The 24,219-nt window shown below is 65.7% G+C and carries 18 protein-coding genes; 8 read left to right on the top strand and 10 right to left on the bottom strand.

Going from position 1 to position 24,219, the window contains the following annotated elements:
* The 3 genes from uca to ACQPZ2_RS02910 all read left to right on the top strand — a co-directional run bounded on the left by uca (position 1) and on the right by ACQPZ2_RS02910 (position 6,717).
* Complete coding sequence (gene uca, locus ACQPZ2_RS02920; protein ID WP_433524187.1) at positions 1–3,651, top strand: urea carboxylase; 3,651 nt, start codon at positions 1–3, stop codon at positions 3,649–3,651.
* The gene (gene atzF / locus ACQPZ2_RS02915) at positions 3,648–5,381 is read left to right on the top strand and encodes an allophanate hydrolase (protein WP_433524186.1); all 1,734 of its coding nucleotides are present in this window, start codon (positions 3,648–3,650) and stop codon (positions 5,379–5,381) included. Before uca ends, atzF begins: the two co-directional genes overlap by 4 nt.
* Before the next feature lie 97 nt (positions 5,382–5,478).
* Complete coding sequence (locus ACQPZ2_RS02910; RefSeq protein WP_433524185.1) at positions 5,479–6,717, top strand: FAD-dependent monooxygenase; 1,239 nt, start codon at positions 5,479–5,481, stop codon at positions 6,715–6,717.
* A 613-nt stretch (positions 6,718–7,330) separates the two neighbouring features.
* Here the strand turns inward: ACQPZ2_RS02910 and ACQPZ2_RS02905 are convergent.
* From ACQPZ2_RS02905 to ACQPZ2_RS02895, 3 genes are all read right to left on the bottom strand, one after another.
* Positions 7,331–8,791 carry a catalase gene (locus ACQPZ2_RS02905; protein WP_433524184.1) on the bottom strand — a complete coding sequence of 487 codons (1,461 nt, stop codon included), beginning with the start codon at positions 8,789–8,791 and terminating at the stop codon, positions 7,331–7,333.
* Positions 8,788–9,234: a Fur family transcriptional regulator gene (locus ACQPZ2_RS02900; RefSeq protein WP_433524183.1), complete on the bottom strand. Its 447-nt coding sequence runs from the start codon at positions 9,232–9,234 to the stop codon at positions 8,788–8,790. The genes ACQPZ2_RS02905 and ACQPZ2_RS02900 overlap by 4 nt, the downstream gene beginning before the upstream one ends.
* 721 nt (positions 9,235–9,955) lie before the next feature.
* The gene (locus ACQPZ2_RS02895) at positions 9,956–11,497 is read right to left on the bottom strand and encodes an AAA family ATPase (protein ID WP_433524182.1); all 1,542 of its coding nucleotides are present in this window, start codon (positions 11,495–11,497) and stop codon (positions 9,956–9,958) included.
* A gap of 694 nt (positions 11,498–12,191) precedes the next feature.
* Between ACQPZ2_RS02895 and ACQPZ2_RS02890 the strand changes: the two genes are divergently transcribed.
* A complete protein-coding gene (locus tag ACQPZ2_RS02890) occupies positions 12,192–13,421 on the top strand; it encodes an APC family permease (RefSeq protein WP_433524181.1) in 1,230 nt (409 codons plus the stop codon).
* Between the two features lie 605 nt (positions 13,422–14,026).
* Complete coding sequence (locus tag ACQPZ2_RS02885; RefSeq protein WP_433524180.1) at positions 14,027–15,376, top strand: serine hydrolase domain-containing protein; 1,350 nt, start codon at positions 14,027–14,029, stop codon at positions 15,374–15,376.
* Between the two features lies 1 nt (position 15,377).
* On the opposite strand, the gene ACQPZ2_RS02880 is transcribed toward ACQPZ2_RS02885, so the two are convergent.
* The gene (locus ACQPZ2_RS02880) at positions 15,378–15,896 is read right to left on the bottom strand and encodes a PaaI family thioesterase (protein WP_433524179.1); all 519 of its coding nucleotides are present in this window, start codon (positions 15,894–15,896) and stop codon (positions 15,378–15,380) included.
* A complete protein-coding gene (locus tag ACQPZ2_RS02875) occupies positions 15,893–16,786 on the bottom strand; it encodes an oxygenase MpaB family protein (protein WP_433524178.1) in 894 nt (297 codons plus the stop codon). Before ACQPZ2_RS02875 ends, ACQPZ2_RS02880 begins: the two co-directional genes overlap by 4 nt.
* A gap of 76 nt (positions 16,787–16,862) precedes the next feature.
* Between ACQPZ2_RS02875 and ACQPZ2_RS02870 the strand changes: the two genes are divergently transcribed.
* Entirely contained in the window at positions 16,863–17,492 is a 630-nt protein-coding gene (locus ACQPZ2_RS02870) for a TetR/AcrR family transcriptional regulator (protein ID WP_433524177.1), read from the top strand.
* Positions 17,493–17,728: 236 nt separating this feature from the next.
* On the opposite strand, the gene ACQPZ2_RS02865 is transcribed toward ACQPZ2_RS02870, so the two are convergent.
* Positions 17,729–18,640 carry an aminotransferase class IV gene (locus ACQPZ2_RS02865; protein WP_433524176.1) on the bottom strand — a complete coding sequence of 304 codons (912 nt, stop codon included), beginning with the start codon at positions 18,638–18,640 and terminating at the stop codon, positions 17,729–17,731.
* 66 nt (positions 18,641–18,706) lie between these two features.
* Positions 18,707–19,126 carry a nuclear transport factor 2 family protein gene (locus ACQPZ2_RS02860; protein ID WP_433524175.1) on the bottom strand — a complete coding sequence of 140 codons (420 nt, stop codon included), beginning with the start codon at positions 19,124–19,126 and terminating at the stop codon, positions 18,707–18,709.
* Positions 19,127–19,220: 94 nt separating this feature from the next.
* On the opposite strand from ACQPZ2_RS02860, the gene ACQPZ2_RS02855 reads away from it, so the two are divergent.
* A complete protein-coding gene (locus ACQPZ2_RS02855) occupies positions 19,221–19,784 on the top strand; it encodes a TetR/AcrR family transcriptional regulator (RefSeq protein WP_433524174.1) in 564 nt (187 codons plus the stop codon).
* Between the two features lie 36 nt (positions 19,785–19,820).
* Here the strand turns inward: ACQPZ2_RS02855 and ACQPZ2_RS02850 are convergent, their stop codons facing one another.
* Positions 19,821–20,786, bottom strand: a complete 966-nt coding sequence (locus ACQPZ2_RS02850; protein ID WP_433524173.1) for an alpha/beta fold hydrolase — start codon at positions 20,784–20,786, stop codon at positions 19,821–19,823.
* A gap of 69 nt (positions 20,787–20,855) precedes the next feature.
* Here ACQPZ2_RS02850 and ACQPZ2_RS02845 point away from each other — a divergent pair, with 69 nt between their 5' ends.
* Positions 20,856–21,599: a helix-turn-helix domain-containing protein gene (locus ACQPZ2_RS02845; protein ID WP_433524172.1), complete on the top strand. Its 744-nt coding sequence runs from the start codon at positions 20,856–20,858 to the stop codon at positions 21,597–21,599.
* A gap of 57 nt (positions 21,600–21,656) precedes the next feature.
* On the opposite strand, the gene ACQPZ2_RS02840 is transcribed toward ACQPZ2_RS02845, so the two are convergent.
* Entirely contained in the window at positions 21,657–22,691 is a 1,035-nt protein-coding gene (locus ACQPZ2_RS02840; protein WP_433524171.1) for an aspartate-semialdehyde dehydrogenase, read from the bottom strand.
* Positions 22,692–22,693: 2 nt separating this feature from the next.
* Entirely contained in the window at positions 22,694–23,959 is a 1,266-nt protein-coding gene (locus ACQPZ2_RS02835; protein ID WP_063046385.1) for an aspartate kinase, read from the bottom strand.
* Positions 23,960–24,219: the final 260 nt, after the last annotated feature.

Genomic DNA, 24,219 nt, shown 5'->3' with positions numbered 1-24,219 from the left:
GTGACACTGGAATTCGATACGCTTCTGGTCGCCAATCGCGGCGAAATCGCCTGCCGGATCATGCGGACGGCGCGTGCGCTCGGTCTGAAGACCGTCGCCGTGTACTCCGACGCCGATGTCGGTGCTGCCCATGTCGAAATCGCCGATGTCGCAGTGCATCTGGGGACCAGTCCGGCAGCGGAGTCCTACTTGCGTGCCGACCTGGTCGTCGAGGCGGCGCTGTCGACGGGTGCGGGCGCGATTCATCCCGGATACGGATTCCTTTCGGAGAATGCGGATTTCGCGACGGCGGTGACCGAGGCCGGGATCGCATTCGTCGGGCCGACGCCGGAGCAATTGCGCATCTTCGGCGATAAGCACACGGCGCGACAGACGGCCGAAACCGTTGGGGTGCCGCTGATTCCGGGGAGTGGACTGCTCGAATCGGCAGAACACGCGGTGGCCGAGGCCGAACGCATCGGCTATCCGGTAATGCTCAAGGCGGTCGGTGGCGGCGGTGGCATCGGCATGCAGGCCTGCGGCAATGCCGACGAGCTGCGGTCGGCGTATGTGCGCGTGCAGCGTCTGGCCGCGACGAATTTCTCCTCGACCGGTGTTTTCCTGGAGCGGTTCGTCGCGCGGGCAAGGCATATCGAGGTGCAGCTTTTCGGTGACGGTTGCGGGCGCGTGGTGAGCCTCGGCACCAGGGATTGTTCGCTGCAGCGGCGCAATCAGAAGGTCATCGAGGAAGCGCCCGCACCCGGACTCGCGCCGGAGCTGTCGGAGCAGTTGCTCGCGGCGTCGCGGGAGTTGGCCAGGTCGGTGGGGTACCGATCGGCGGGCACAGTGGAATTCGTTTACGACGTCGAGCGCGGTGCGGCCTCGTTCCTGGAGATGAACACCCGGCTGCAGGTCGAGCATCCGGTGACCGAAGCGGTGACCGGAGTCGATCTGGTCGAGTGGATGCTGCGGCTGGCGGGCGGGGACAGCTCGATGGTCGACGAACTGCCCGAGACCGGGCCGCCGATCATCGGATGGTCCGTAGAGGCGCGTGTCTATGCCGAGGATCCAGGGCACGAGTACCGGCCGAGTGCCGGGTTGATCACGGCCGCGACCTTTCCGGTGGATGCGGCGGTTCGGGTCGATACCTGGGTCGCGACCGGCACCGAGGTCAGTCCCTACTACGACCCGCTGCTGGCCAAGGTGATTGCGTCGGGGACCACTCGCGACGCGGCCTTCGCGGGATTGAGCGATGCGCTGGCCGCGACCAGGATCTACGGGGTCCAAACGAATCTGCCCCAGTTGCGGGCGGCGAGTGCTGATTCCGTGGTGCTCGACGCGGACCACGTCACGACGACACTCGCCGATATCCGGCCCGCGAGCCATCGCATCGATGTGCTGCGTGGTGGCACGATGACCACGATCCAGGATCATCCGGGACGAATCGGCCTGTGGCAGGTCGGAATTCCGCCATCGGGTCCGATGGACGACCTGTCGTTCACCCTGGCCAATATCGCCGTCGGCAACCCCGCAGGTGTGCCCGCACTGGAATGCACGCTCCAGGGTCCACAGGTGCGTTTCGCCGATACGACCGTGGTCTGCGTGACGGGTGCGTCGACGCCGGTCACGGTGGACGGACAGGCGGTGCCGATGTGGCAGCCGGTTACCGTCCCGGCGGGGTCGGTACTCGATATCGGCGTACCGTCGGACGCCGGATTGCGCACCTACCTCGCGGTACGCGGCGGCATCGATGCGCCGCTCTTTCACGGCAGCGCCGCCACCTTCACCCTCGGCGGCTTCGGCGGCAGCACGGGCAAAGCCCTCGTCACGGGCGATGTGCTGGGAATCGTCAGGAATCAGCCCGAACTCACTGAGCCACAAGTGGTTCCGCTCGATGAGCGGCCCGAATTCACGCACGTCTGGCAATTGGCCGTCGGTATCGGGCCACAGACCACACCCGCCTATTTCACCGATGCCGATATGGACCAATTCTATTCGCACCCTTGGAAAGTCGGCAGCCACGCGAATCGCACCGGCATTCGGCTGGAGGGGCCGAAGCCGACCTGGTCGCGCACCGACGGTGGCGATGCGGGATTGCATCCGTCGAATCTGCACGACAACCCGTACAGCGTCGGAACATTGAATGTCTCCGGCGATACCCCGATCCTGCTCGGCCCGGACGGTCCGAGCCTCGGCGGCTTCGCGTGCCCGCTCACTGTGATCTCGGCGCATCGCTGGAAGCTCGGCCAGTTGCGTCCCGGCGATACCGTCCGCTTCGTGCCCGTCGACGACGACCTGGCCACCGCGCTGCGCCGTTCGAACACCGCCCGTGCCAAGGCCGAAGCCCCAACTGCGGCGCTGAGCCTGCTCACCGGTTCCCGCGCGTCGGCCGGACTGGACGATCATGGCATCCTCGGCGCCGTTGCGGCGGGTGCGGATCGCCCGCAAGTCGCCTATCTGCGCGGCGGCGATGACAATATTCTGGTCGAATACGGCGAGATGGTGCTGGATCTAGGCCTGCGCATGCGGGTGCACGCACTCGCCGAGGCGCTGGCGGGCACCGGCCTGCCCGGCATCATCGATGTGACGCCAGGTGTCCGTTCGCTGCACATCCACTTCGATCCCGAAGTGCTGCCGCAGTATCGACTGCTCGGCACGCTGACCGACCTCGAATCCGAACTGCCCGCAACCCATGACCTCGTTGTGCCCAGTCGCACGATTCGATTGCCACTGTCGTTCGACGATCCCTCGATTGCCGAGGCCATCGATCGATATCGCAGCGGGGTCCGCGATACCGCGCCCTGGTTGCCTTCGAATACCGAATTCATCCGCCGCATCAATGGACTCGACAGCGTCGAGGATGTGCGTGCCGCGGTCTTCGATGCCGAGTACCTGGTGCTCGGCCTGGGTGACGTCTATCTCGGTGCGCCGCTCGCGGTTCCGCTCGATCCGCGACACCGGCTGGTCACCACCAAATACAACCCGGCGCGCACCTGGACACCGGCGGATGCCGTCGGCATCGGCGGCAAGTACCTCTGCGTATACGGTATGGCATCACCGGGCGGCTATCAGCTGATCGGCCGGACGGTGCCGATATGGTCCAGCTACCGGCAATCCGCACCGTTCGAAACGGGCACTCCGTGGCTGTTCCGATTCTTCGACCGCATCGTCTGGGAGCCGGTGACTCCCGAGCAGCTGCTCGAACAGCGCTCGGCCGCCGCGGCCGGGCGTTTCGACGCCGAGGTCAGCGATGGCACCTTCGCATTCGCCGACCATTTGCGGATGCTCGCCGAAAATGCTGAGGCCATAGCGGAATTCGAAACCAAGCAGGCCATCGCCTTCGATGCGGAGAAACAGGCCTGGCGCGCCGCTGGGGAATTCGAGCAGAGCACGATCGTCGAGAGTGTGCCGGAACCCGCTACCGACCCACTGGCCGGATTGCCGCCGGACGCAACGGTGGTCACCGCACCGATGATCGGCAATGTCTGGCGGGTGGAAATCGAGGTGGGCCAGCGTCTCGGCGCGGGCGATCCTGTTGCCGTCCTCGAGGCGATGAAACTCGAATTGCCGGTGCACAGCCCGGGCACCGGCACGGTACTGAAGGTACTGGCCACCCCAGGCGCGAAAGTGGAACCGGGAACCCCACTAGCAGTGATCGGAGCCGCCGAATGACCGCAGGCGTCCTAGGCAATATCGAAGTCCATGGCACGCCGACCGCGCGGGTCGCGGCCGCGTATCGGCGCATCGCGGAGGTCGATCGGCCGGAGGTGTGGATCACGCTGCGTGCCGAGGCCGATGTCGCCGCCGAGGCCACGGACATCGAACAGCGGCTCGCCGCGGGTGAATCCTTGCCGCTGGCAGGGGTGTTGGTTGCGGTGAAGGACAATATCGATGTCGCTGGACTGCCGACCACCGCGGCCTGCCCCGAATTCGCCTACACCGCCGAGGTCACCGCGGCGGCGATCGAGCGCCTTGTCGCGGCGGGCGCATTGGTTCTCGGCAAGACCAATCTGGATCAGTTCGCAACCGGGCTCGTCGGTACGCGCAGCCCATACGGCGCGGTTCGCCATGCGCACGATCCGGAGTTGATCTCCGGCGGGTCCAGTTCCGGATCGGCGGTCGCCGTAGCTCTCGGTATTGCGGATATCGGAATAGGTACGGACACAGCGGGTTCCGGACGCGTTCCGGCTGCACTGCACGGAATCGTCGGTATCAAGGCCTCTTTGGGGATCATCCCGGCACACGGGGTGGTTCCGGCATGTGTGGACTACGACGCCGTGACGGTCTTCGCCACCGACCTGGACAGCGCGGTCGCGTCGGCCGCGGTCATGGCCGGGCCGGAGCCTCGGGATCCGCGCAGCCGGTCCTGGCCCGCCGATGTTCCGCTCGCCGCACCGCAGACCATCCGGCTGGCGATCCCGCGCGCCGAGGATCTCGTCGCGCTCAGCGACTCGTACCGAAATGCGTTCGCCCGCACCGTATCCGCGGTGACAAGCGCCGGGATAACGACCGAGGAGGTCGATATCTCCGGGATGCTCGATGCCGCGCTTCTGCTCTACGACGGCGCGATCGTCGCGGAACGCTATGCGGCCGTCGGCACATTCCTCGATACCGCGCCGGCGAGCGCCGATCCCACCGTGACAGCCATCATCAATGCCGCGCGAGCAACGACCGGCCCCGGATTCGCGGCTGATCTGGATACCTTGGCGCGAGCCAAGGCTGCGGCGGCGGTGACTTTGCGGGGGTTCGCCGGGCTGCTGTTGCCGACGACCACGGAGCATCCGAGTATCGCTGCGGTACAAGCGGATCCGTTCGGCATCAACCGACGGATGGGCACCTTCACGAACTTCTGCAATCTCCTCGATATGGCGGCCGTCGCCGTCCCCGGCCTACCCACCGCGACCGGCGCACCCTTCGGCGTGATGGTCGTGACGCCCGCCTTCGCCGATCAGGTCGCCGTCGACATCGCCGCCCGCATAATCGGCAAGGACAACGCCCCGGCACTCATCGAAGACGGTGTCGAGCTGGCCGTCTTCGGCGCGCACCTGCGCGGACAGCCGCTGCACTGGCAGTTGGAGGAGATCGGCGCGCGTTTCACCGGCGAGATCCGCACCACCGACGCCTATCGCCTGACCGCACTCGACACCACACCCGCGAAACCTGGACTGGTGCGCCACGGCCCGGGACTCGGTGCGCCGATCCTCGGCGAGCTGTTCCGGGTATCGGCGGCGGGACTCGGCCGCTTCCTCGCCGCGCTGCCCGCGCCGATGGCGCTGACCAGTATCGAACTATCCGACGGCCATACGGTCATCGGCTTCGCCTGCACTTACGATGCCGCAGGTACCGCCACTGATATCACCTCCTACGGCAGTTGGAAGGCCTACTTGCAGCACCAGAATTAGCCGCTGACTCAAACGTCTTACACATTTGTACTAGACAAACGTGCAACACGTCTGTTAGACATATGTGCAAGACATTCGAGCCAGTGAGGAACAGATCATGAGCAACACCAACCCCGCCACCAACCGCCCGCGGGTCCTCGTCTGCGGCGGCGGCATCGGCGGCAATGCCGTTGCCCTGCAACTGCTCCGGGCCGGGATCCGGGCCACCGTGGTCGAGCGGGCGGCCGCGCCCCGCCCCGGCGGGCAGGCCGTGGATCTGCGCGGTCCGAGCGTCGAGGTGGCGGAGCGGATGGGGCTCATGCCGGGTATTCGCAAATTCCAACTGGACGAGCGCGGCATGGTTTTCGTGGACAGCGAAGGCAAGGAACTGCTGCGCATGGCAGCGGAGGTTTTCGAGGGCAAGGGCTCGGTCGCCGAGATCGAGATCACCCGCGGCGACCTGAACCAGGTGCTGCTCGATCTGCTCGACGAGGCGGGCGGTGTCGATTACCGCTACGGCGAATGGGTTACCGAGATCAGCCAGGACGACGCGGGCGCCGATGTCACCTTCGCCTCCGGCAGCACCGAGCGGTTCGACATCGTGATCGGCGCGGACGGGCTGCATTCCTCGACCCGGCGCCTGGTCTTCGGCCCTGAGGAGGATTTCTCCACCTATCTCGGCGGCTACATGTCCTTCTTCACGCTGCCGACGCCCGGCTATGCGGAACAGCACTGGATCGCGATGAACTCCCTGGTCGGCGCGACCGGTGTGGGACTGCGCCCGGATGCCGATCCGGCCACCTGCAAGGCACTGGTCGTCATTCGCGACTCCGCGAATCCGGCGCTGCGTCGCGATGTCGCGGCACAGCAGCAGCTCATCCGCGAGCGGCTGGCCGACGGCGGCACGATCGCGAGCACCGTGCGCGATGCCATGGCCACCGCCGACGACTTCTACTTCGACGAGTTGGCCCGCATCGACGTCCCGAATTGGTCCAAGGGCCGCGTGGTGCTGCTCGGTGACGCGGGTTACTGCGGTTCGCCGCTCACCGGGCAGGGCACCGCGATGGCACTGGTCGGCGCGTACGTCCTCGCCGGTGAAATCGCCGCGCACGCAACCGATCCCGAAGAGGCGCTGGCCCGCTACGAAGAGGTGCTGCGGCCGTTCGTCGCCACCGCGCAGGAGCTGCCGCCGGGTGGTCTGCGGTCGATGACGCCCCAATCGCGGTTCGGCATTCGCGCGGGTCTGTTCGTCAGCAGACTGATGACCACCAAGATCATGAAGCCGCTCATGATGAAGATGCTCACCAAGACCGAGAGCTACGAACTGCCCGATTACTCGGTCCAGACGGTCGGCTGACCGCTCGAGGCCCGGCCGGGCCGGTCACCCCTCGTGAACCGGCCCGGCCACATACATCCTTGGATGGGATCGTCGGCACGCACCGAATGGTTACCTTCGGCAGCGGCGACGGATTCGCCGGTCAGCTCCGGGAAGAGCCATCCGAAGTGGTTGCCCCCGATAGAGCGCCAGCGGGCCGGTCACCCCTCGTGGACCGGCCCGGCTGGCACTACCCCCGTGACGCGACCTGTTACCCCTCGTGAACAGGTCGAGCCCGGTTCCCCACCCCCGGTTGTGGCTTGTGTTGCGGTGTTGACACAAACAATGCCGTCGCGGGCTTGTTGGGCACTTAAGAAGACCTTGCAGGAACAAAACCGCAGGTAGTCGCATTACTTGTGGAAGATCCCGATAAGTTTGCGGCGCGGTGGCGCGAATCGGCGGATGATGGAGCATGAGGGCGCCAAGAAGAATGGGAGCGGCGATGGAAACCGTGGTTGTCTGGGTGCTGGCCACACTGCTCTATTGGTGGGGCCTGTTGTAGTTCCGAGCCCTGGGGCCCGTGGATTCCCCATAACGAAAAGCTCCGCCTCCGACCGAAATGGTCAGGGGCGGAGCTGTTTTCGGAGCCGAGTTATCAGCCGTCCAGTCCGGCGCGGACACCTTCCTCGACGCGCTTGCCGAGCTCGGCGTCCACGTTCTTCCAGTATTCGAAGACCCGGGACAGCACCGGCTCGCGCACACCGCCGAGCACATGGCCGACGATATTGTCCACTAGACGATCTCGCTGCTCGTCGTCGAAAACCTCACGGACCAGGGTGCCCGCCTGGGTGAAGTCGCCGTCCTCGGCGTGTTCGAGATAACCGGCACGTACGACGGCCGGGTCGAACTCCCAAACGCCGCCATCGGGCGCCCGCTCCGGATCCGCATGCGGGCCACCGAACGAATTCGGCGCGTAGACAGGCACATTCGCGTCGTTGTAGTCGTAGCGCATAGCGCCCTCCTTGGAGTAGGAGTTCACCTCCGCGGCGCGTGCGCGGTTCGGCGGCAGCTGCGCGTAGTTGGTGCCGATGCGGTAGCGGTGCGCGTCCGCGTAGGCGAACACCCGGCCGAGCAACATCTTGTCGGGCGAAAAGCCTATGCCGGGAACGACATTCGAGGGTTCGAAGGCGGCCTGCTCGATATCGACGAAGTAGTTGCCGGGATTGCGGTTCAGCGTCCACTTGCCGACCTCGATCAGCGGGTAGTCCCGATGCGACCACACCTTGGTCAGGTCGAACGGGTTGAAGCGGTAGCCCTCGGCTTCGGCGACCGGCATGACCTGCACGTACAGGGTCCAGCTCGGGAACTCGCCGCGCTCGATCGCCTGGTACAGATCGCGGCGGTGGTAGTCGGCGTCCGCACCGGCCAAGCGATCGGCCTCGGCCTGGGGCAGGTAGTCGACGCCCTGATCGGTCTTGAAGTGGTATTTCACCCAGAAGCGCGCACCGGCGGCATTGATCCACTGGTAGGTGTGCGAGCCGTAGCCGTTCATATGACGGTAGGTCTTCGGGATGCCGCGGTCGCCCATCAGCCAGGTGACCTGGTGGGCGGTCTCCGGACGCAGGGTCCAGAAGTCCCACTGCATATTGTGATCGCGCAGGCCGCTGCCGGGCAGGCGCTTCTGCGAACGAATGAAGTCCGGGAACTTTATCGGATCCTTGATGAAGAAGACCGGGGTGTTGTTGCCGACGAGATCGTAGTTGCCGTCCTCGGTGTAGAACTTCACCGCGAAACCCCGTGGGTCGCGCCAGGTGTCGGGGCTGCCCTGTTCGCCCGCGACGGTGGAGAACCGCGCCAGCGATTCGGTCCGCGCACCCGGCTGGAACAGCTTGGCCTCGGTGTAGCGGCTCACGTCATTGGTCACCACCAGTTCGCCGTATGCGCCCGCGCCCTTGGCGTGCACGATCCGCTCCGGCACCCGCTCCCGATTGAACTGGGCGAGCTTTTCGATGAGGTAGTGGTCGTGCAACAGGATCGGACCCTGGGTGCCCGCAGTGAGCGATTCGTTATCGCTCGATACCGGCGTTCCGGTGTTGGTGGTGGTCGGCTTGGTCATCGGCAGCCTCCTTCGCTGAGTTGTGTACGGCAGGTCGGGCACAGACCCCAGAAGACGACCTCGGCCTCGTCGATCACGAACCCGTGCGCGTCCTCGGGTTCCAGGCAGGGGGCCGCGCCCACGACACAGTCGACATCGACGACCGTGTCGCAGCTTCGGCACACCAGATGGTGATGGTTGTCCGCGACTCTCGTCTCGTACAGCGCGGGCGAACCGGCGGGTTCGATGCGCCGCAGGATTCCGGCCTTCACGCAGGCCCGGAGCACGTCATAGACGGCCTGCGTGGATACCGAGCCCAGAGTTTCGCGGACGGTGGCGGCCACCCGATCGGCATCCGAATGCGGTCGGGCCGCCACCGCAGCCAACACCGCGACCCGTGGGGCGGTAACCCGCAGGCCCGCCGCGCGCAAGCGTTCGCGCGGTTCGGTGAGGTTGGTGTGCATGCATCCGATGGTTACGCATTTTCTGGAGTTAGTCAAGAATTTGGATAGTTCCAGAAAAGAAGCTTGTCGTGCGGGCCCAGCCAGCGGATGTGGCGGCGGTCATGGAAGACCCCGGGCGACTGGGGGCTTCGAGACGCAAGCGGGACGCCGATGCCGCGCACCTCCGGGCACCGACGCCGCACGCCTCCAAGACAGAGATGCCGCACACCTTCAGCGCACAGGTGTCGACACCCCGGGGCGCGGACGACCCACAGCTTCAGGGACGCCGGTGACGCACACACCCAAGACGCAGACCGACAGCGCAGACGACGCGCAGCTCCCAAGGACGCCCGTGACGCGCAAGTTCCCGGGGACGCGCACCTCCGGGCACGAAGATGCCGCACACCTCCAGGGCGCACACACCACGCACCCCGCAGACGACGCGCAGCTCAGGGGACGCCATGACCCACACACCGCCAAGATGGGAGATCCGCACACCCGGGCGCAGACAACGCGCACCCCTGGGACACAGACGACGCGCAGCTCTGGGACGCCGTGACCCATACACCTCAAAAGCGGGAGATCCACAAACCTCAGGGCGCAGACGACCCGCAGCTCCAGGGACGCCGGTGACGCGCACCCCTGGGACGCAGACGACGCGCGGTTCCAGGACGCCGACGATGCGCTGTCCCCCGGATGGGGTGCGGGTTGGTGTGGCCCGGGTGGCTCGGCCGGGCCTGTTTCAGGAGCGGAACTTCTTGGCTCGCATGTACTTCGCGAGTTCGTCGTAGGTCCCGTCGTTATTGGCGAATTCGATTACGTTGCGGGCGGATTCGAACCAGGGGCCCGCGCTCGGCTTGATCTGGCTCAGTGCGACCTCGATATCGGCCATGCCGACGGGACGCACGGTGCCGGTGCTGATCGAGTCGGCCATCGCCAATTGTGTTGCCGAGGTACAGATGTGGGCCAGATCGGCACCGGAGAAGCCATCGGTGCGCCGCACGATCGCCGGGAGATCGATGCCCGCGACCGGACGATCCTTCAGGTGGTAGTGCAGGATCGCGCGGCGCGCGTCCGAATCCGGCAGGCCGACCAGGATCATGCGGTCGAACCGGCCGGGGCGGCGCAGGGCGACATCGAGGTCCCAGGGGTGGTTGGTGGCGCCGAGGATGTAGACGCCGTCGTTGCTGCGGGTGGCCGAATCCATCTCGTTGAGCAGCTGATTCACCACATTGCGCATCCAGGCCGAACCCGACATCTGACTGCGCTTGTGCCCGAGTGCGTCGACCTCGTCGAGGAACAACACACAGGGCGCATTGCGGCGGGCCATTTCGAAGACCTCGTGCAGATTGCGCTCACCGGAACCGTGGTAGATATCGAGGATGTCGGCGATTTCGATCGGGTAGAAGTTCGCACCGAGTTCACCGGCGACCGCCGCGGCGATGAAGGTCTTACCGCAGCCGGGCGGGCCGTAGAGCAGCAGTCCGCCGCGCGCGGAAGTGCCGAAAGCCTTGGCGAATCCGGGATTTCGGATCGGACCGAGCAGGGTGAGTTCGAGCTGACGCTTCACATCCTGCATGCCGCCGACATCGGCCAGCTTGACCGTGGGCTTCTCGAATACGCCGACATCGGAGTCTGTGACGAATTCCCGCGAGCCCTCATCAATGAATGCGGGGGCGATGATATCGCCGACCTGCTCTTCGGCGGCCGCCCAATCATATTGCGACGGATCGTCTTTCGCCTCATCCGGTGCCGACTCGTTCGGCATGGTGTTACTCGGCGTCGGCTCGCTCGACGTCGGCTGACTCAGCGTCGACTCGCTAAGCGTCGGCTGATTCAGCGGGGGCTCGCTCGGCGACGGCGGGCTAAGCGTCGACTCGCTCAGCGATGGCTGATTCAGCGGGGGCTCGCTCGGCGACGGCTGATTCAGCGGGGACTCGCTCGGCGACGGCGGGCTCAGCGGGGACTCGCTCAGCGACGGCTGATTCAGCAGGGACTCGCTCGGCGACGGCGGGCTCGGCGTCGTCGACTCGCTCGGCGTCGGCCGGGTCGGCGCAGCGGGGGTCGCCGCACCACTTGCGAGCGCAATCGTGCACTGCTGCAACAACTCCAGCACCCGAGCATGTCCGGGTTCCTTACTCAGCGCGGTCGCACACTGGGCCAGCGCCTCGGCATGGCGGCCACGATCGATCAGCAACTCGATGACCCGCACCCGCAGCGCGAGCACCTCTGGACTGCGCTCCAACGCTGCCAGCATTTCGGTCAGCACCAGATCATCGGACACGCCGATCCCCCTCTTCACCTCGTGAGCTCGTTGATTCTAGATTGCGTATGCGACTCCGTACCGGCCCGAACCACCGCCCGCGGGTAGCCGACAGGTCCAGGGACCTGCCCGTCGAGCGGCCGTGCCGCATCTGACCACGGCCGCGGGGCGCGGTGGCGTGCCGCCCGCAGTTCTGCCGGTGCATATCCGGTCTCGGGTGGGAGGACGCCGACTTCTGCCATGCTGGCAAAGGCCGGGCGCTAGCTCCCGCTGGTGACGTGAATGACGACACAGCTCGAGTTGCTCAACGGATACCGATAGGTCTGTTCGTGGCAGTGGCAGCCGTATGCGTCCATAACGCGCAGGCAGGTCCGCGCGCTGCCCAGGCAGCTGGGAATTATCGGGAGGACGCGCATCGTGGTGGATCCGACCAGGTGATTTTCGTTGTGCGCATCACATCGCATTTCGTGGAATAGATCCGGACGGCGGACCGTTGATCACCTCTGTCGGCGTCCGGACAGCCCCGGGCCTCACCCCATTCGTCGCTACGAGCGACCACTCGCCGAGAGGCGCTTGTGGGACGTCGGCACTCGAGTCGTGACGTTGGCGTGGCGTCCGGCGACTCAGCGCCGCCAGGTTTACCAACCTGGCGGCGTTTTGTAATTCCGGAGCGGCTCGGCTCGTGGTCGACCGCGATGTGGTCGATGATGCAGCCATGGCAACGCACAGCGACGCGCTGCGACGCAGGCTCGGGCTCACCGACTCGGTGGTCATCGGGCTCGGGTCCATGGTCGGCGCCGGTATCTTCGCCGCACTTACTCCCGCGGCGGGCGCGGCGGGCAGTTGGCTGCTGCTCGCATTGGCTGTGGCCGCACTGCTCGCTTACTGCAATGCGACGTCCTCGGCGCGGCTGGCGGCGCGGTATCCGGTATCGGGCGGGACGTATGTGTATGGACGCGAGCGTCTGGGTGCGTTCTGGGGATATCTGGCCGGGTGGGGATTCGTCGCGGGTAAGACCGCATCGTGTGCGGCGATGGCACTGACAGTGGGCGGATATGCGTGGCCGGAACATTCGCGGGTCGTCGCGGTCGCGGCAGTTGTCGCGATCACCGCGATCAACTACACCGGCGTGCAGAAATCGGCGCTGGCCACCCGGATCATCGTGGCGGCGGTACTGGCCGTGCTGGTGCTGGTTGTCGCGGTCGGATTGGTCGGCAGCCATTCCGCCGCAACGACTCTGCCGGACCGAATCGGACCGCGCGGAGTCCTGCAGGCCGCGGGATTGCTGTTCTTCGCCTTCGCGGGATATGCCCGCATCGCCACCCTCGGCGAGGAGGTGCGCGACCCGCAACGCACGATTCCACGGGCCATCATGATCGCGCTCGGGATCGCGCTGACGGTCTATGCGCTGGTGGCAGTGGCCGCGTTGGAGGTACTCGGGTCCGCGGGCCTCGCGCATGCGATCGATCCACTGGCCCGGGTGGTCTCGACGGCCGGGGTGTCCGGGCTGGCCCCGGTGGTCCGAGTCGGTGCGGTGCTCGCGGCAGCCGGATCGCTGTTCGCGCTGATACTCGGGGTTTCGCGCACGGTGCTTGCGATGGCACGCGACAGATATCTGCCGGGTTCGCTGGCCGCCGTGCATGCGCGATTCGGTGTGCCGCATCGGGCGGAGTTGGCGGTCGGGGCGGTGGTGGCCGTCATCGCGGGGACCTTCGATTTGCGTGCGGCCATCGGGTTTTCGTCGTTCACGGTGCTGGTGTATTACTTGATCGCCAATGTCTCGGCGGCGACGTTGACCGAGGATCGTCCGCCACGCTGGGTGCCGCTCATCGGCGCGGCGGGTTGCGTGATTGTCGGGCTGTCGCTTCCGCTCGTTTCGGTGCTGACCGGTCTCGCGGTCCTCGGCGTGGGCGCTAGCTGGTTCGCGGTACGCACACACCGCTGATGTCTGGCTGCGGCTTCCACCCGGGTCAGTGCTGACCGGACGCACGGTCCCTCCGTAGGCGCTGACAGGTTCGCGGTACACCGTCTCGTCCAGCAGTGGCTTCCACTCGGGTCGATACTGACCAGACACACGATCCCAGCCGTGGACGCTGACTCATTCGCAGTACGCACACACCGCTGATGTCTGGCTGCGGCTTCCACCCGGGTCAGTGCTGACCAGACACACGATCCCAACCGAGTGCCCTGACAGGTTCGCGGTACGCACACCACTCCCGCCTAGCTGTCGCAACCACACGGTCCGATACTGACCAGACCACACGATCCCAACCGTGGGCGTTGACTCATTCGCAGTACGCACACACCGCTGACATCGGCGGGCGCTTCCGCTCGGTTCGGTACCCAACGGAATCGCGGTCCTCGCCATTGGCACAAGGTGGTTCGCGGCACGGACACGCCGCGGATGCCGTCCGAAATGCGGATCGATTTGTATGAGCGGTGCGCGGAAGATGCGTTACGACGTCGAGCGGCGCGCCGAGTTGGCAATTGACTGAGACGCATTCAGCCTGTTGCCCGGTCTGGCGAGGTCGGTCGCGATAGCCTTTGCACATGGGGCGCATCTACGGATTCCTGGCCGGAATCGCGGCGGTATCGCTGGTTGCGGGAAGCGTTTTCGCCGGAGGTGCGCAGGCCACGCACACCGAGCAGCTGTCATGTGGGGTGTCTTCCGGGCGCGAGCCGGAACGGGCGGCACCGGAACAGGTTGGACTGGATTCGGGGCGGCTCGCGGAGGCATTGGAATTCGCGAGCGGCCGTAATCGGTTGAATGTGCAGGTGTTCCGGCACAATTGCCTGATCGGTGCGGGGCCGACGAACGACCAGACCGGGAATGTCGCCTGGAATATCTGGAGTGCGACGAAGAGCATTGTGTCGTTGCTCGCCGGAATAGCCTGGGATCAGGGGAAACTCGATATCGAAGCGCCGATCGATCGCTATCTGCCGCCCGGACTCGGTGATAAGCAGCATCGGTCGATCACCGTGGAGAATCTGCTGACCGAAACCTCCGGCATGAAGGTGGGCGTGCTCACCGAGGGCGTCACCGGGGTGATTCCGATCGATCCGAATAGTGCCGTGCAGGCGCTCGGCGTGCCGTTGGACAATCCGCCGGGCACGACATTCAGCTACAGCCAGCGCAATGTCGATCTGCTCGCCTACGTCATCGAATTGGCCATGGGTGAGCCATTGCAGCAGTTCGCGCAGCGTGAGCTTTTCGATCCGCTCGGCATCGAACGCGGCGATTACTACTGGGCGCGCGACCGCGCCGGGCACACCTACGGATACGCGCATCTGATGATCCCGCCGAACGATTTCGCCAAGCTCGGACTGCTGGTGAGCAATAACGGCAGCTGGGGCAGGCAGCAAATCGTTTCCCAGACGTATCTGCACAAGGCACGCCAACCGTCAGCGGCGAACGATTGCTACGGCTATCTGTTCTGGGTCGGACCGGGATGCGCCGAGACCGCCGCCTACCTGCCCGCCGACATCTACTCGATGTCGGGGCTCGGCATGCAGAACGTCTTCATCATGCCGAGCCTGGATTTGACGGTGGTGTGGACCGGAGTCTTCGGAAATGTCAGCAACGAGGGCATTTCGGGAATTGTGCAGAACACCGAGGAGCTGCCGTACGAATTCTTCCGTCGGCTGTTCGGTGCCTTCGAAGTCCGTCCGGTGCCCGATCCGGGTCCGTATGTGGAGCCGCCGCTGCGTCTGGATCCGAGGCGGTTCGTGGATACGAATCTGCTGATCGCGGTCTTCGGCATCGGACCTGCGGCATATCCGGGCTGCAATGTCTTCAGCTGCCTGAACTATCCATTGGCGCCACCGTTCGCCGATACCGCACCCGGGTGCGCCATCCTGGTCTGCCTCGGTCCGGATCCGCGCACGCCGGGCATCCGCTGAATCACACGCCGAAGAAAGGGATATCGCCTTCCTCAGCACCCTGCGCGAAGAAGTGATCCGGCGAGACCGCGATGAACAGGGCATTACCCTCGGCGATGAGTTCACCGCCGTGTTCGAGGCGGGCGTGGATATGCAGTTTGCGCTCGCCTTCGCGCCGATCGAGGATCGCGGTCACGATCATCGGCCGGTGCAGCGGTGCGGGGCGCACATAATTCACCTCGAGCTTGGCGGTGACCGCTGGAACGCACATGGTGGTCGGCACCGTACCGGACGCCTCGTCGAGTACGGCCGCGATGACACCGCCATGTGCGACGCCCGGAGCGCCCTGGTGGCGTTCATCAAGGGTGAAATGGCCGATGATGCGGTCGTTTTCGAGGTTCAGTGCGATGCCGACGGCCGCCGGATTCCGTGGTCCACAGCCGAAGCAGCCGTCCACATGTGGCGGCAGCGGACCGTCGGGCATAGGGCTGTTCAGAGGATTCGGCTGGCGCACAATGCCGCAATCCGCGCTATTGCTCACGCCGCCTCCGCCGCACGTCGAATATTGTTCATGATCTGCTCTTTCCGCCACAGCGCGACGACGCGGGTGATGGTGGGAACCGGTCCTGGCAACACTCGATCTACGCCGCGGATCACGACGGCGTAGCGGCGCAGCCACCGCTCGTCGCGCGCGGTCCATGCGAGGCCGAGCCGCTCACGCAGGATCGGCGGCAGCACACCGGTATTCACCCAGACCGCCAGCGGTCCGACGATTCGCCACATGACGAGCTTCCACAGCCAAACCGGAATCGGCGCGTGCACCGGCGGTCGAGACATCGTCTCCAGCACATCGTCGACGCTCGGGTGATATTCGAGCCGCTCGCGCACGACCCGGTCGAACCATGCCTCGAAGGCGGAAAGATTCTCGGGCACAGCGCGTTCCGGGAGTCCCGCGAGTAATGCGGTGTGCCGCCAGCCGTCGTACAGGTCGGCGCGCTGCGACTCGGTGAGTCCGGATCCGAAACGAGTCGCGACGATTTCGGCGGCCCAATGTGCGGTGGCCAGGACGAAGAAATAGGCCTCGGGTTCCCAGGCGTGATAGCGCCGACCCGCGTGATCGACACCGCCGATGCCCTTGTGCATGGCGCGGATGTCGCGGCCGTAGGCGGCGGAGTCGTCGCCGTAGAAGGCCAGGGCGAGGGTCGGCCAGTACGAGCGGTCGAATCGGCCGATCGGATCGGTCTTGAAGATCGAGTGTTCGGCCACGCCCGAGCCGATCACCGGATGCGCTACCTGCAGCAACAATGCGCTCGGGGCGAGCATGATCAATCGCCAGTCCGCGGCGAGGCGGGCGGTCAGCGAGTCCCTGCTCAGGCCGGGTAGGTCGGCGTGCGATGCGTTCAGATCGGACGCTTCGGCGAGTCCGGTCATGCTCACCCCTCAATCAGGAACCAGTTGTCTCTCGAATCAAGCTAGATTCAGGAAACAAATGTGTCAAGATTGGCGGATGGCATCCACGGCGCGCACCTATGGCGGGATATCGGCTGATCAGCGACGCGCGACCCGTCGTGACCAGCTCCTGGAGGCCGCCTTCGAGGTAATGGCGACCGAGGGTGCGGCCGGACTGACGATCCGCACGGTCGCCAAAGCCGCCGGACTGTCCACCCGGTTCGTGTACGAGAGTTTCACCGATCTCGACGATCTGATCGGGGCCGCATTCGAGCTGGCTTTTCGCCAGTTCTCGAGCGCCGTCGGTGCGGCGGCAGCGAGCGCGGCACCGGACCGTCGGGCACAGGTCGACGCGGTGGTCCACGCCATGGTCGAATTCTTCCTGGCCGCGCCCGCCAAGGGAAAGATCCTGTCCACCAAGGCATATGGGCATCCGGCCGTGGCCGAGCGGCGGCTGACGCGCTCGGAGGATGTGTCGCTCGCGTTCCGCGGAATCCTGGCGCAGCTGGTTCCCGACCGCGCTCCAGAGGATCCCGCCATCGACCTCACCGCACGCTTTCTGGTCGGCGCGTTCGGCGACACTGTCACGGCCTGGATCCAGCAGGCGCTGCCCTACCCCCGCGACAAATTCGTGCACGACAACGTGGAACTGTTCCTCGGCACCATCGCCGCCCTCGACCGCTTGTGATGCCTACGATCCCGCCAGGTAATCCCGCGCTGCCGCTGAGGATCGAGCACCTCGCATCGCGCCGACCTCGCACACGGTAACGCTGCGTCAACTAGCCACGGCCGGGATCACACACCGAGCCGCCCTGCGCGGAGGGAATCCCACTCGGCGCAATGGAATTGAGTGCGTCGCACAGCAGGCGACCACCTCGCACACGGTAGACGTTGTGCGAGGTAGTGACGGCTTCTGCGGGAGCGTCAGAGGGGGGTGAGCCAGTTGTGGTGGGTGTCGGTGCGGAGGGCGGCGGTGTGGCGTTTGCGGAGGGTTTGGGTGAGGGGGCCGGGGCGGCCGTCGGCGATCAGGCGGCCGTCGACTTCGGCGACCGGGGAGGTGCCGGATGAGGTGCCGGTGACGAAGACTTCGTCGGCTATATAGAGCTCGGTGAGATCGATGGTGCGTTCGACGATCGGGATGCCGTCTTCGGCGGCGAGGGTGAGGATGGTGCGGCGGTTGATGCCGTCGAGAATGTCGCAGGACACGTCCGGGGTGATCAGGGTGCCGTTGCGGACGAGGAAGATATTGGCGGCGCTGAGTTCGCACACGTGGCCGTTGCCGTCGAGGAAGATGCAGTCGTCGTTGCCGCTGTCGATCGCATCCTGTTTGGCGAGTACCGAATTGACGTACGCGCCATTGACTTTCGCCCGCGAGGGAATCGCATTGTCCGGAATGCGCCGCCATGGACTGGATTTCAGCCGCATACCGTCCTGGGGCACGATCGGCACCGCGTCGTAGACGAAAATGCTGACCTGGATGGCGCAGCCGCGGACCCGGGTGCCTGGAATCGATTCGACGACATGCACTGTCGCGCGAACGAATACGTCCTCGGTCGGCGCATTGGCCGCGACCAGGTCGATGATCGCCGTGCGGAATCGGGCGAAGTCCCATTCGGCGGCGAACCGGTCGATGCCGATGATCTTGCAGGATTCCTCGAGTCGGCGGAAATGGTCGTCGAGCCGAAATGCGGTGCGTGCCGATCCATCCACAAGCACTGGAAACACTGTGTACACGCTGAGCCCATACAGCACTGCCGACGATGCGACCGCGACCGACGCCTGTTCCGCGTCGATGAGCCGGTCGCCGAAGTACACCTGTGGATAAGGATTCGCCATCGGCGCAGGCTAGCAGTGGGCACCCGGGCGGAGCGACGGAATTTCGGCCCGCCCGGGCCTGCCGGGTCAGTTCTCCACAAGCCGGGCGAAACGCGCCGTATCCATGTAGTCGCGGAACAGCGTGATCTTGCCGTCGCGGACCCGTACGACATTGACGGAGGTGCGAACTCGCGCCCGCTCGGCGCCGGGCACCGTCATATCCACCTCGTTCTCCACGAAAACCACCTCGGGATCGGCTGTTTCGTACACCTGTGGATAGATCCCGTGCACCTCGATTCGCGAAATTCCGGACCAGCGCTGCGCGAGATGCGCGCGTATCTCCTCGCGCCCGACCAGCCGGTTCGGCATTCCGGGAATCACGAAGGGGATCTCGAACACCGCCTCCGGGGCGAGCAGCTCGACGAATGCGTCGGCATCGCGCGCAGGCAGCTCCCGGAACAGCCGTTCAACCAGTTCACGAGGGCTTTCCACCGAAGTCTCCACCATGAAAACACCTGTCTCAAATAAGCGGAACGTTGACCCCGCTTATCATCCGGAACGGTCGCCCCGCTTGTCAATGCCTCCAGTAAACTCAGCCCTCATGACCGATCGCGAGGAACCGCGCCCGCTACGCGCCGACGCGCGCCGCAATCGCGACCGCGTACTCGCCGCCGCACAGGAGGCCTTCGCCGCCGAGGGCATTGCGGTCCCGCTCGACGAAATCGCCCGCCGCGCTGGCGTCGGCGCGGGCACCGTCTACCGCCACTTCCCCACCAAAGAAGCGCTTTTCGAAGCCGCGATCGTCGACCGCGTCGAGCGAATGATCACCTATGCCCGCGAACTCGCCACCGCCCCCGACCCCGGCAAAGTCTTCTTCGACTTCCTCGACCGCATGGTCGCCGAGGGCACCGTCAAACGCGACCTGGCCGAAGCCGTGGGCGCCGACGCCCCCGAAAGTCGCAAACCCGCCCACGATCTGAGGGTCGCCATCGCCCAATTACTCACCCGCGCACAACAATCCGGGGACGTACGACGCGATATCGATATCGACGACCTCATGCGCGTCGTCAAAGGCACCTTCTTGGCCGCCAACGCCACCAACACCACCGCGGAGCAACGCCGCCGCACCTTCGCGATCGTCTTCGACGGACTACGGCCCCACTGACCGAACCGGGCGGGCAAGGCGCGGTGAGCAGGACCGTTATCGACTCGCGCTGTCCCAGTCGACGGCCGACAGATCGTGACGTGGCGCGCGGCAGGCGTCGATGATGATCTTGCGAGCCGCACGACCTTCGGGGCTGGGCATGAGCGCGTAGTTGTGCGGCAGCCCCGGGCCCTCGTGGTAATCGACCGGTACCCCGGCGGCTTCGGCGCGGCGGGTGAGGGTTCGGGCGTCGGGCAGGACCATTTCGTGGGTGCCGGAAAAGATGGTCAGGGGCGGCAGTCCTTCGACGGGGCCGAACAGGGGGCTGACGCGCGGATCGCGCAGGTCGAGGCCGTCGGCGTAGATGCGCGCCACCTCGGCCATTCCGGGCCGCTGATGCAACGGATCGACCTGTTCGAGCTCGGCCACTGCCGGGTCGGAAAGGGTGGCGTCGAGCCATGCGGAGATCAGCACGACCCGAGATGGTTGCGGCCCACCCTGATCGCGCAGGACATGTGTTGCCGCCAGTGCCAGCAGGCCGCCCGCCGAATTGCCCATCACCACGGTCTTGCCGGAGCCGCGCTGTTCGATCGTGCGGGCGAGTATCGCGGCGGTGGTGGCGACCATGTCCGCGGCGCTGCAATGTGGGATCAGCGGATAGATGGGGACAACGACCTCCGCCGGAATGGCAGCGCCGAGTTCGCGGACGAAACTCCAGTGCGGGCGCACGATCTCGGCGAAAAACCCGCCGCCGTGCAGGAAAACCACGCTGACGTCGGTGGGTCCGGCGGTCGGCGTGACCCGGAATACGGGCCAACCGTCGAGATCATCCCGGGTGACGGTCGCCGCCTTGCGCAGGAACGCCGGGGGCCGGACCTCTTTGACGCGACGGTCGCGCTTTTCCAGCGCCGCATGAATCCCTTCCGCGCTGCCGAGCATCCGCTTCTGGCCGCGCGAGGCCAACAGCGCGGTGATAGCCCTGGTCTGCCAGCTCGGCTTCGCGGTAACTCCATGGGTTGCCATATCCGTTCATCTCCTGTCGTTGCGGCTCGCATCGGCTGATTGCGCCGGGCACCGATTAGCCTGACGAACATGACTGGGACCGCGCTTTCACAAACCTGCGGTGCGCCGGTGCTGTGGATGCGGCCCGCGCATGTCGGATATCTGGGCCCGGAACTGGGCGTCGGGATGCATGCCACGTCGATCGGGTATCTCGGCCTGAGCTTGGACGGACCGTTCGCGGTGGAGACGGCCGCGGATGAGGCGATCATCACCCGCAGCGTGTTCATACCGGCTCGGGTACCAGCCCGGATCGTCTCGGAGGGCCGGATCGCATTGCTGTTCGCCGAACCCGGCATCGCGATGATCGCTGGGGTCACCACCGTTTCGGGTAGCAATGTCGAGTCCGCGGCTGTCGATCCGAGCGCGGAAGCCGTCCTCATCGCCGCCGCCCGAACCGGAGTCGCCGAGCTGGAGCGCCTGATATCGGTTCGGGAATCGGCCATGGACCCCCGAATAGATGCCATTGTCCGCGACATTCGTGACGACCCGACCGCGCACATCCGCGCCGAGCACGCGGCCGATGCCGCCGGAATGTCGGAAACCCACTTCCTACGAACCTTCGCCGCACACACCGGCACCACATTCCGCCGCTACCGCCAATGGGCGCGGCTCCGAATGGTTTTCGCGAGCCTCGCCGCCGGACACGACCTCACCCGCTGTGCCGCCGATGCCGGATTCGCCTCCCCGTCACACCTGAGCGAGACCTTCCGGCGCACCTTCGGGCTGTCACTGACGGCACTGCTCAGCTCGTCGGTGACATTCGATTTCAGATGACCGAAAAGCAAACGGGCCGTTCGGATCTCACGATCGGAACGGCCCGTTCGGTCAATGTCAGCGCTGGGCCAACAGGACTTCGGCGATTTGAATGGTGTTGAGGGCGGCACCTTTTCGGAGGTTGTCGCCGGAGATGAACAGCGCCAAACCGCGGCCTTCGGGGACGCCAGGATCCTGGCGGATGCGGCCGACGAGGGAGTCGTCCTTGCCCGCCGCGGCCAGGGGGGTCGGCACGTCGGTGAGCTCGACGCCGGGCGCCTTGGCGAGGATTTCCTTGGCGCGCTCGACCGAGATCGGTTCGGCGAATTCGGCATTCACCGACAGCGAGTGTCCGGTGAAGACCGGGACACGCACGCAGGTGCCGCTGACCAGCAGGTCGGGCAGGCCGAGGATCTTGCGACTCTCGTTGCGCAGCTTCTGGTCTTCGTCGGTTTCGAAGGAGCCGTCGTCGACCAGCGAACCGGCGAGCGGGATCACATCGAAGGCAATCGGCGCGACGTACTTGTTCGGGGCCGGGAACTGCACCGAACTGCCGTCGTGCACCAGCTTTTCGGCATCGTCGACCACGGCGCGCACCTGGGAGACCAGCTCCTCGACACCGGCCAGGCCGCTGCCGGAGACCGCCTGGTAGCTCGAGATGACCAGGCGCCGCAGACCCGCCACATCGTGCAGCGGCTTGAGCACCGGCATCGCGGCCATGGTGGTGCAGTTCGGGTTGGCGATGATGCCCTTGACCAGATTGCGGGTCTGCTCCGGATTCACCTCGCTCACGACCAGCGGGACCTCGGGATCCTTACGCCAAGCCGACGAGTTGTCGATCACGGTGACACCGGCCGCCGCGAAACGCGGGGCCTGCACGCGCGACATGGTGGCGCCCGCGGAGAACAGCGCGATATCCAGGCCGGTGGGATCAGCGGTCTCGGTGTCCTCGACCACGATTTCGCCGCCGCGCCACGGCAGGGTCTTACCCGCCGAGCGGGCCGAGGCGAAGAAACGCACCTCGTCGGCCGGGAAGTTGCGCTCCTCCAGCAGTTTTCGCATGACGGCGCCGACCTGTCCGGTCGCGCCGACGACTCCTACCCGTACACCCATGCTTATCGTCCTGTTCCCGCGTGGACGACGGCGACCTCGTCGCCGCCCAGATCGAAGGCCTTGTGCAGCACCTGCACGGCCTCGTCCAGTTCGGTGTCCTTGACCAGCACCGAGATCCGGATCTCGGAGGTGGAGATGAGGTCGATATTCACGCCCGCGTTCGCCAGCGCCTCGCAGAAGGTCGCGGTGACGCCCGGATGGCTCTTCATACCCGCGCCGACGAGGGAGACCTTGCCGATGTGGTCGTCGTAGAGCACCTGCGAGAAACCGATCTCGTCCTGACGCTTGGTCAGCATCTCCACCGCACGCGCGCCCTCGGTCTTGGGCAGGGTGAAGGTGATATCGGTCTTACCCGTCTCGACCTTGGAAATGTTCTGCAGGACCATATCGATATTGATCTCCGCGTCGGCGATCGCGCGGAATACCTTGGCGGCGTAGCCAGGTTCGTCCGGCAGGCCGACCACGGTCACCTTGGCCTCGCTGCGGTCGTGCGCGACGCCCGTGAGGATTGCTTGCTCCAAGGGGATGTCCTCCATCGATCCATAGACGTAGGTGCCGGGCTTGTCGGTGTAGGACGAGCGCACATGCACCGGAACGTTGTAGCGGCGCGCGTATTCCACGCAGCGCAGCATGAGTACTTTCGCGCCGCAGGCGGCGAGCTCGAGCATCTCCTCATAGGAGACCTGCTCGAGCTGCTGCGCGTCGGGCACGATCCGCGGGTCGGCGGTGAAGACGCCGTCCACGTCGGTGTAGATCTCGCAGACGTCGGCCTCCAGCGCAGCGGCCAGCGCGACCGCCGTGGTGTCGGAGCCGCCGCGGCCGAGCGTGGTGACGTCACGGCTGTCCTGGCTGACGCCCTGGAAACCGGCGACCAGCACGACAAGACCTTCGTCCAGCGCGGCGCGCACCCGGCCCGGGGTGACGTCGATGATCTTGGCGTTACCGTGCGATCCGGTGGTGATCACACCCGCCTGCGAGCCGGTGAACGAGCGAGCCTCGGCGCCGAGCGAATGAATGGCCATGGCGACCAGCGCATTGGAGATGCGCTCACCCGAGGTGAGCAGCATGTCCATTTCCCGAGCCGGCGGTGCAGGCGCCACCTGCTGCGCCAGATCGAGTAACTCGTCGGTGGTATCGCCCATGGCCGAGCAGACAACCACCACGTCGTGGCCCTGCTTCTTCGTCTCGACGATCCGTTCAGCGACGCGCCGGATACGCTCGGCGGTCGCTACCGAGGATCCTCCGTACTTCTGAACAACGAGAGCCACGACAGGGTCCTCCAAGATCGACAATCAGCTGCTAACAGCACCCCAGCGTACCGGCCGAGGCCCAGCGGATCTGTTCCTACCTCCTCAGCCCGCGAGTATCGAAGGGGCCGTTCGCGAATCGAACTCGGCCGAAAGCGCAGCCTGCCTCCGGCAACCCATGCCATTCGGGAGGCCGCGAACAGCTGTAGGTACCACGCGGGTGGTACCTACAGCGTAGTATCGAGGAGTGGGGTACGAATGGTGGTACAGCGCCTTCGCCG

The organism is Nocardia pseudovaccinii (genome assembly GCF_050942345.1).
GTDB classification, from domain to species: Bacteria; Actinomycetota; Actinomycetes; order Mycobacteriales; family Mycobacteriaceae; genus Nocardia; species Nocardia pseudovaccinii.
This window is presented reverse-complemented; position numbering and strand designations above follow the sequence as displayed.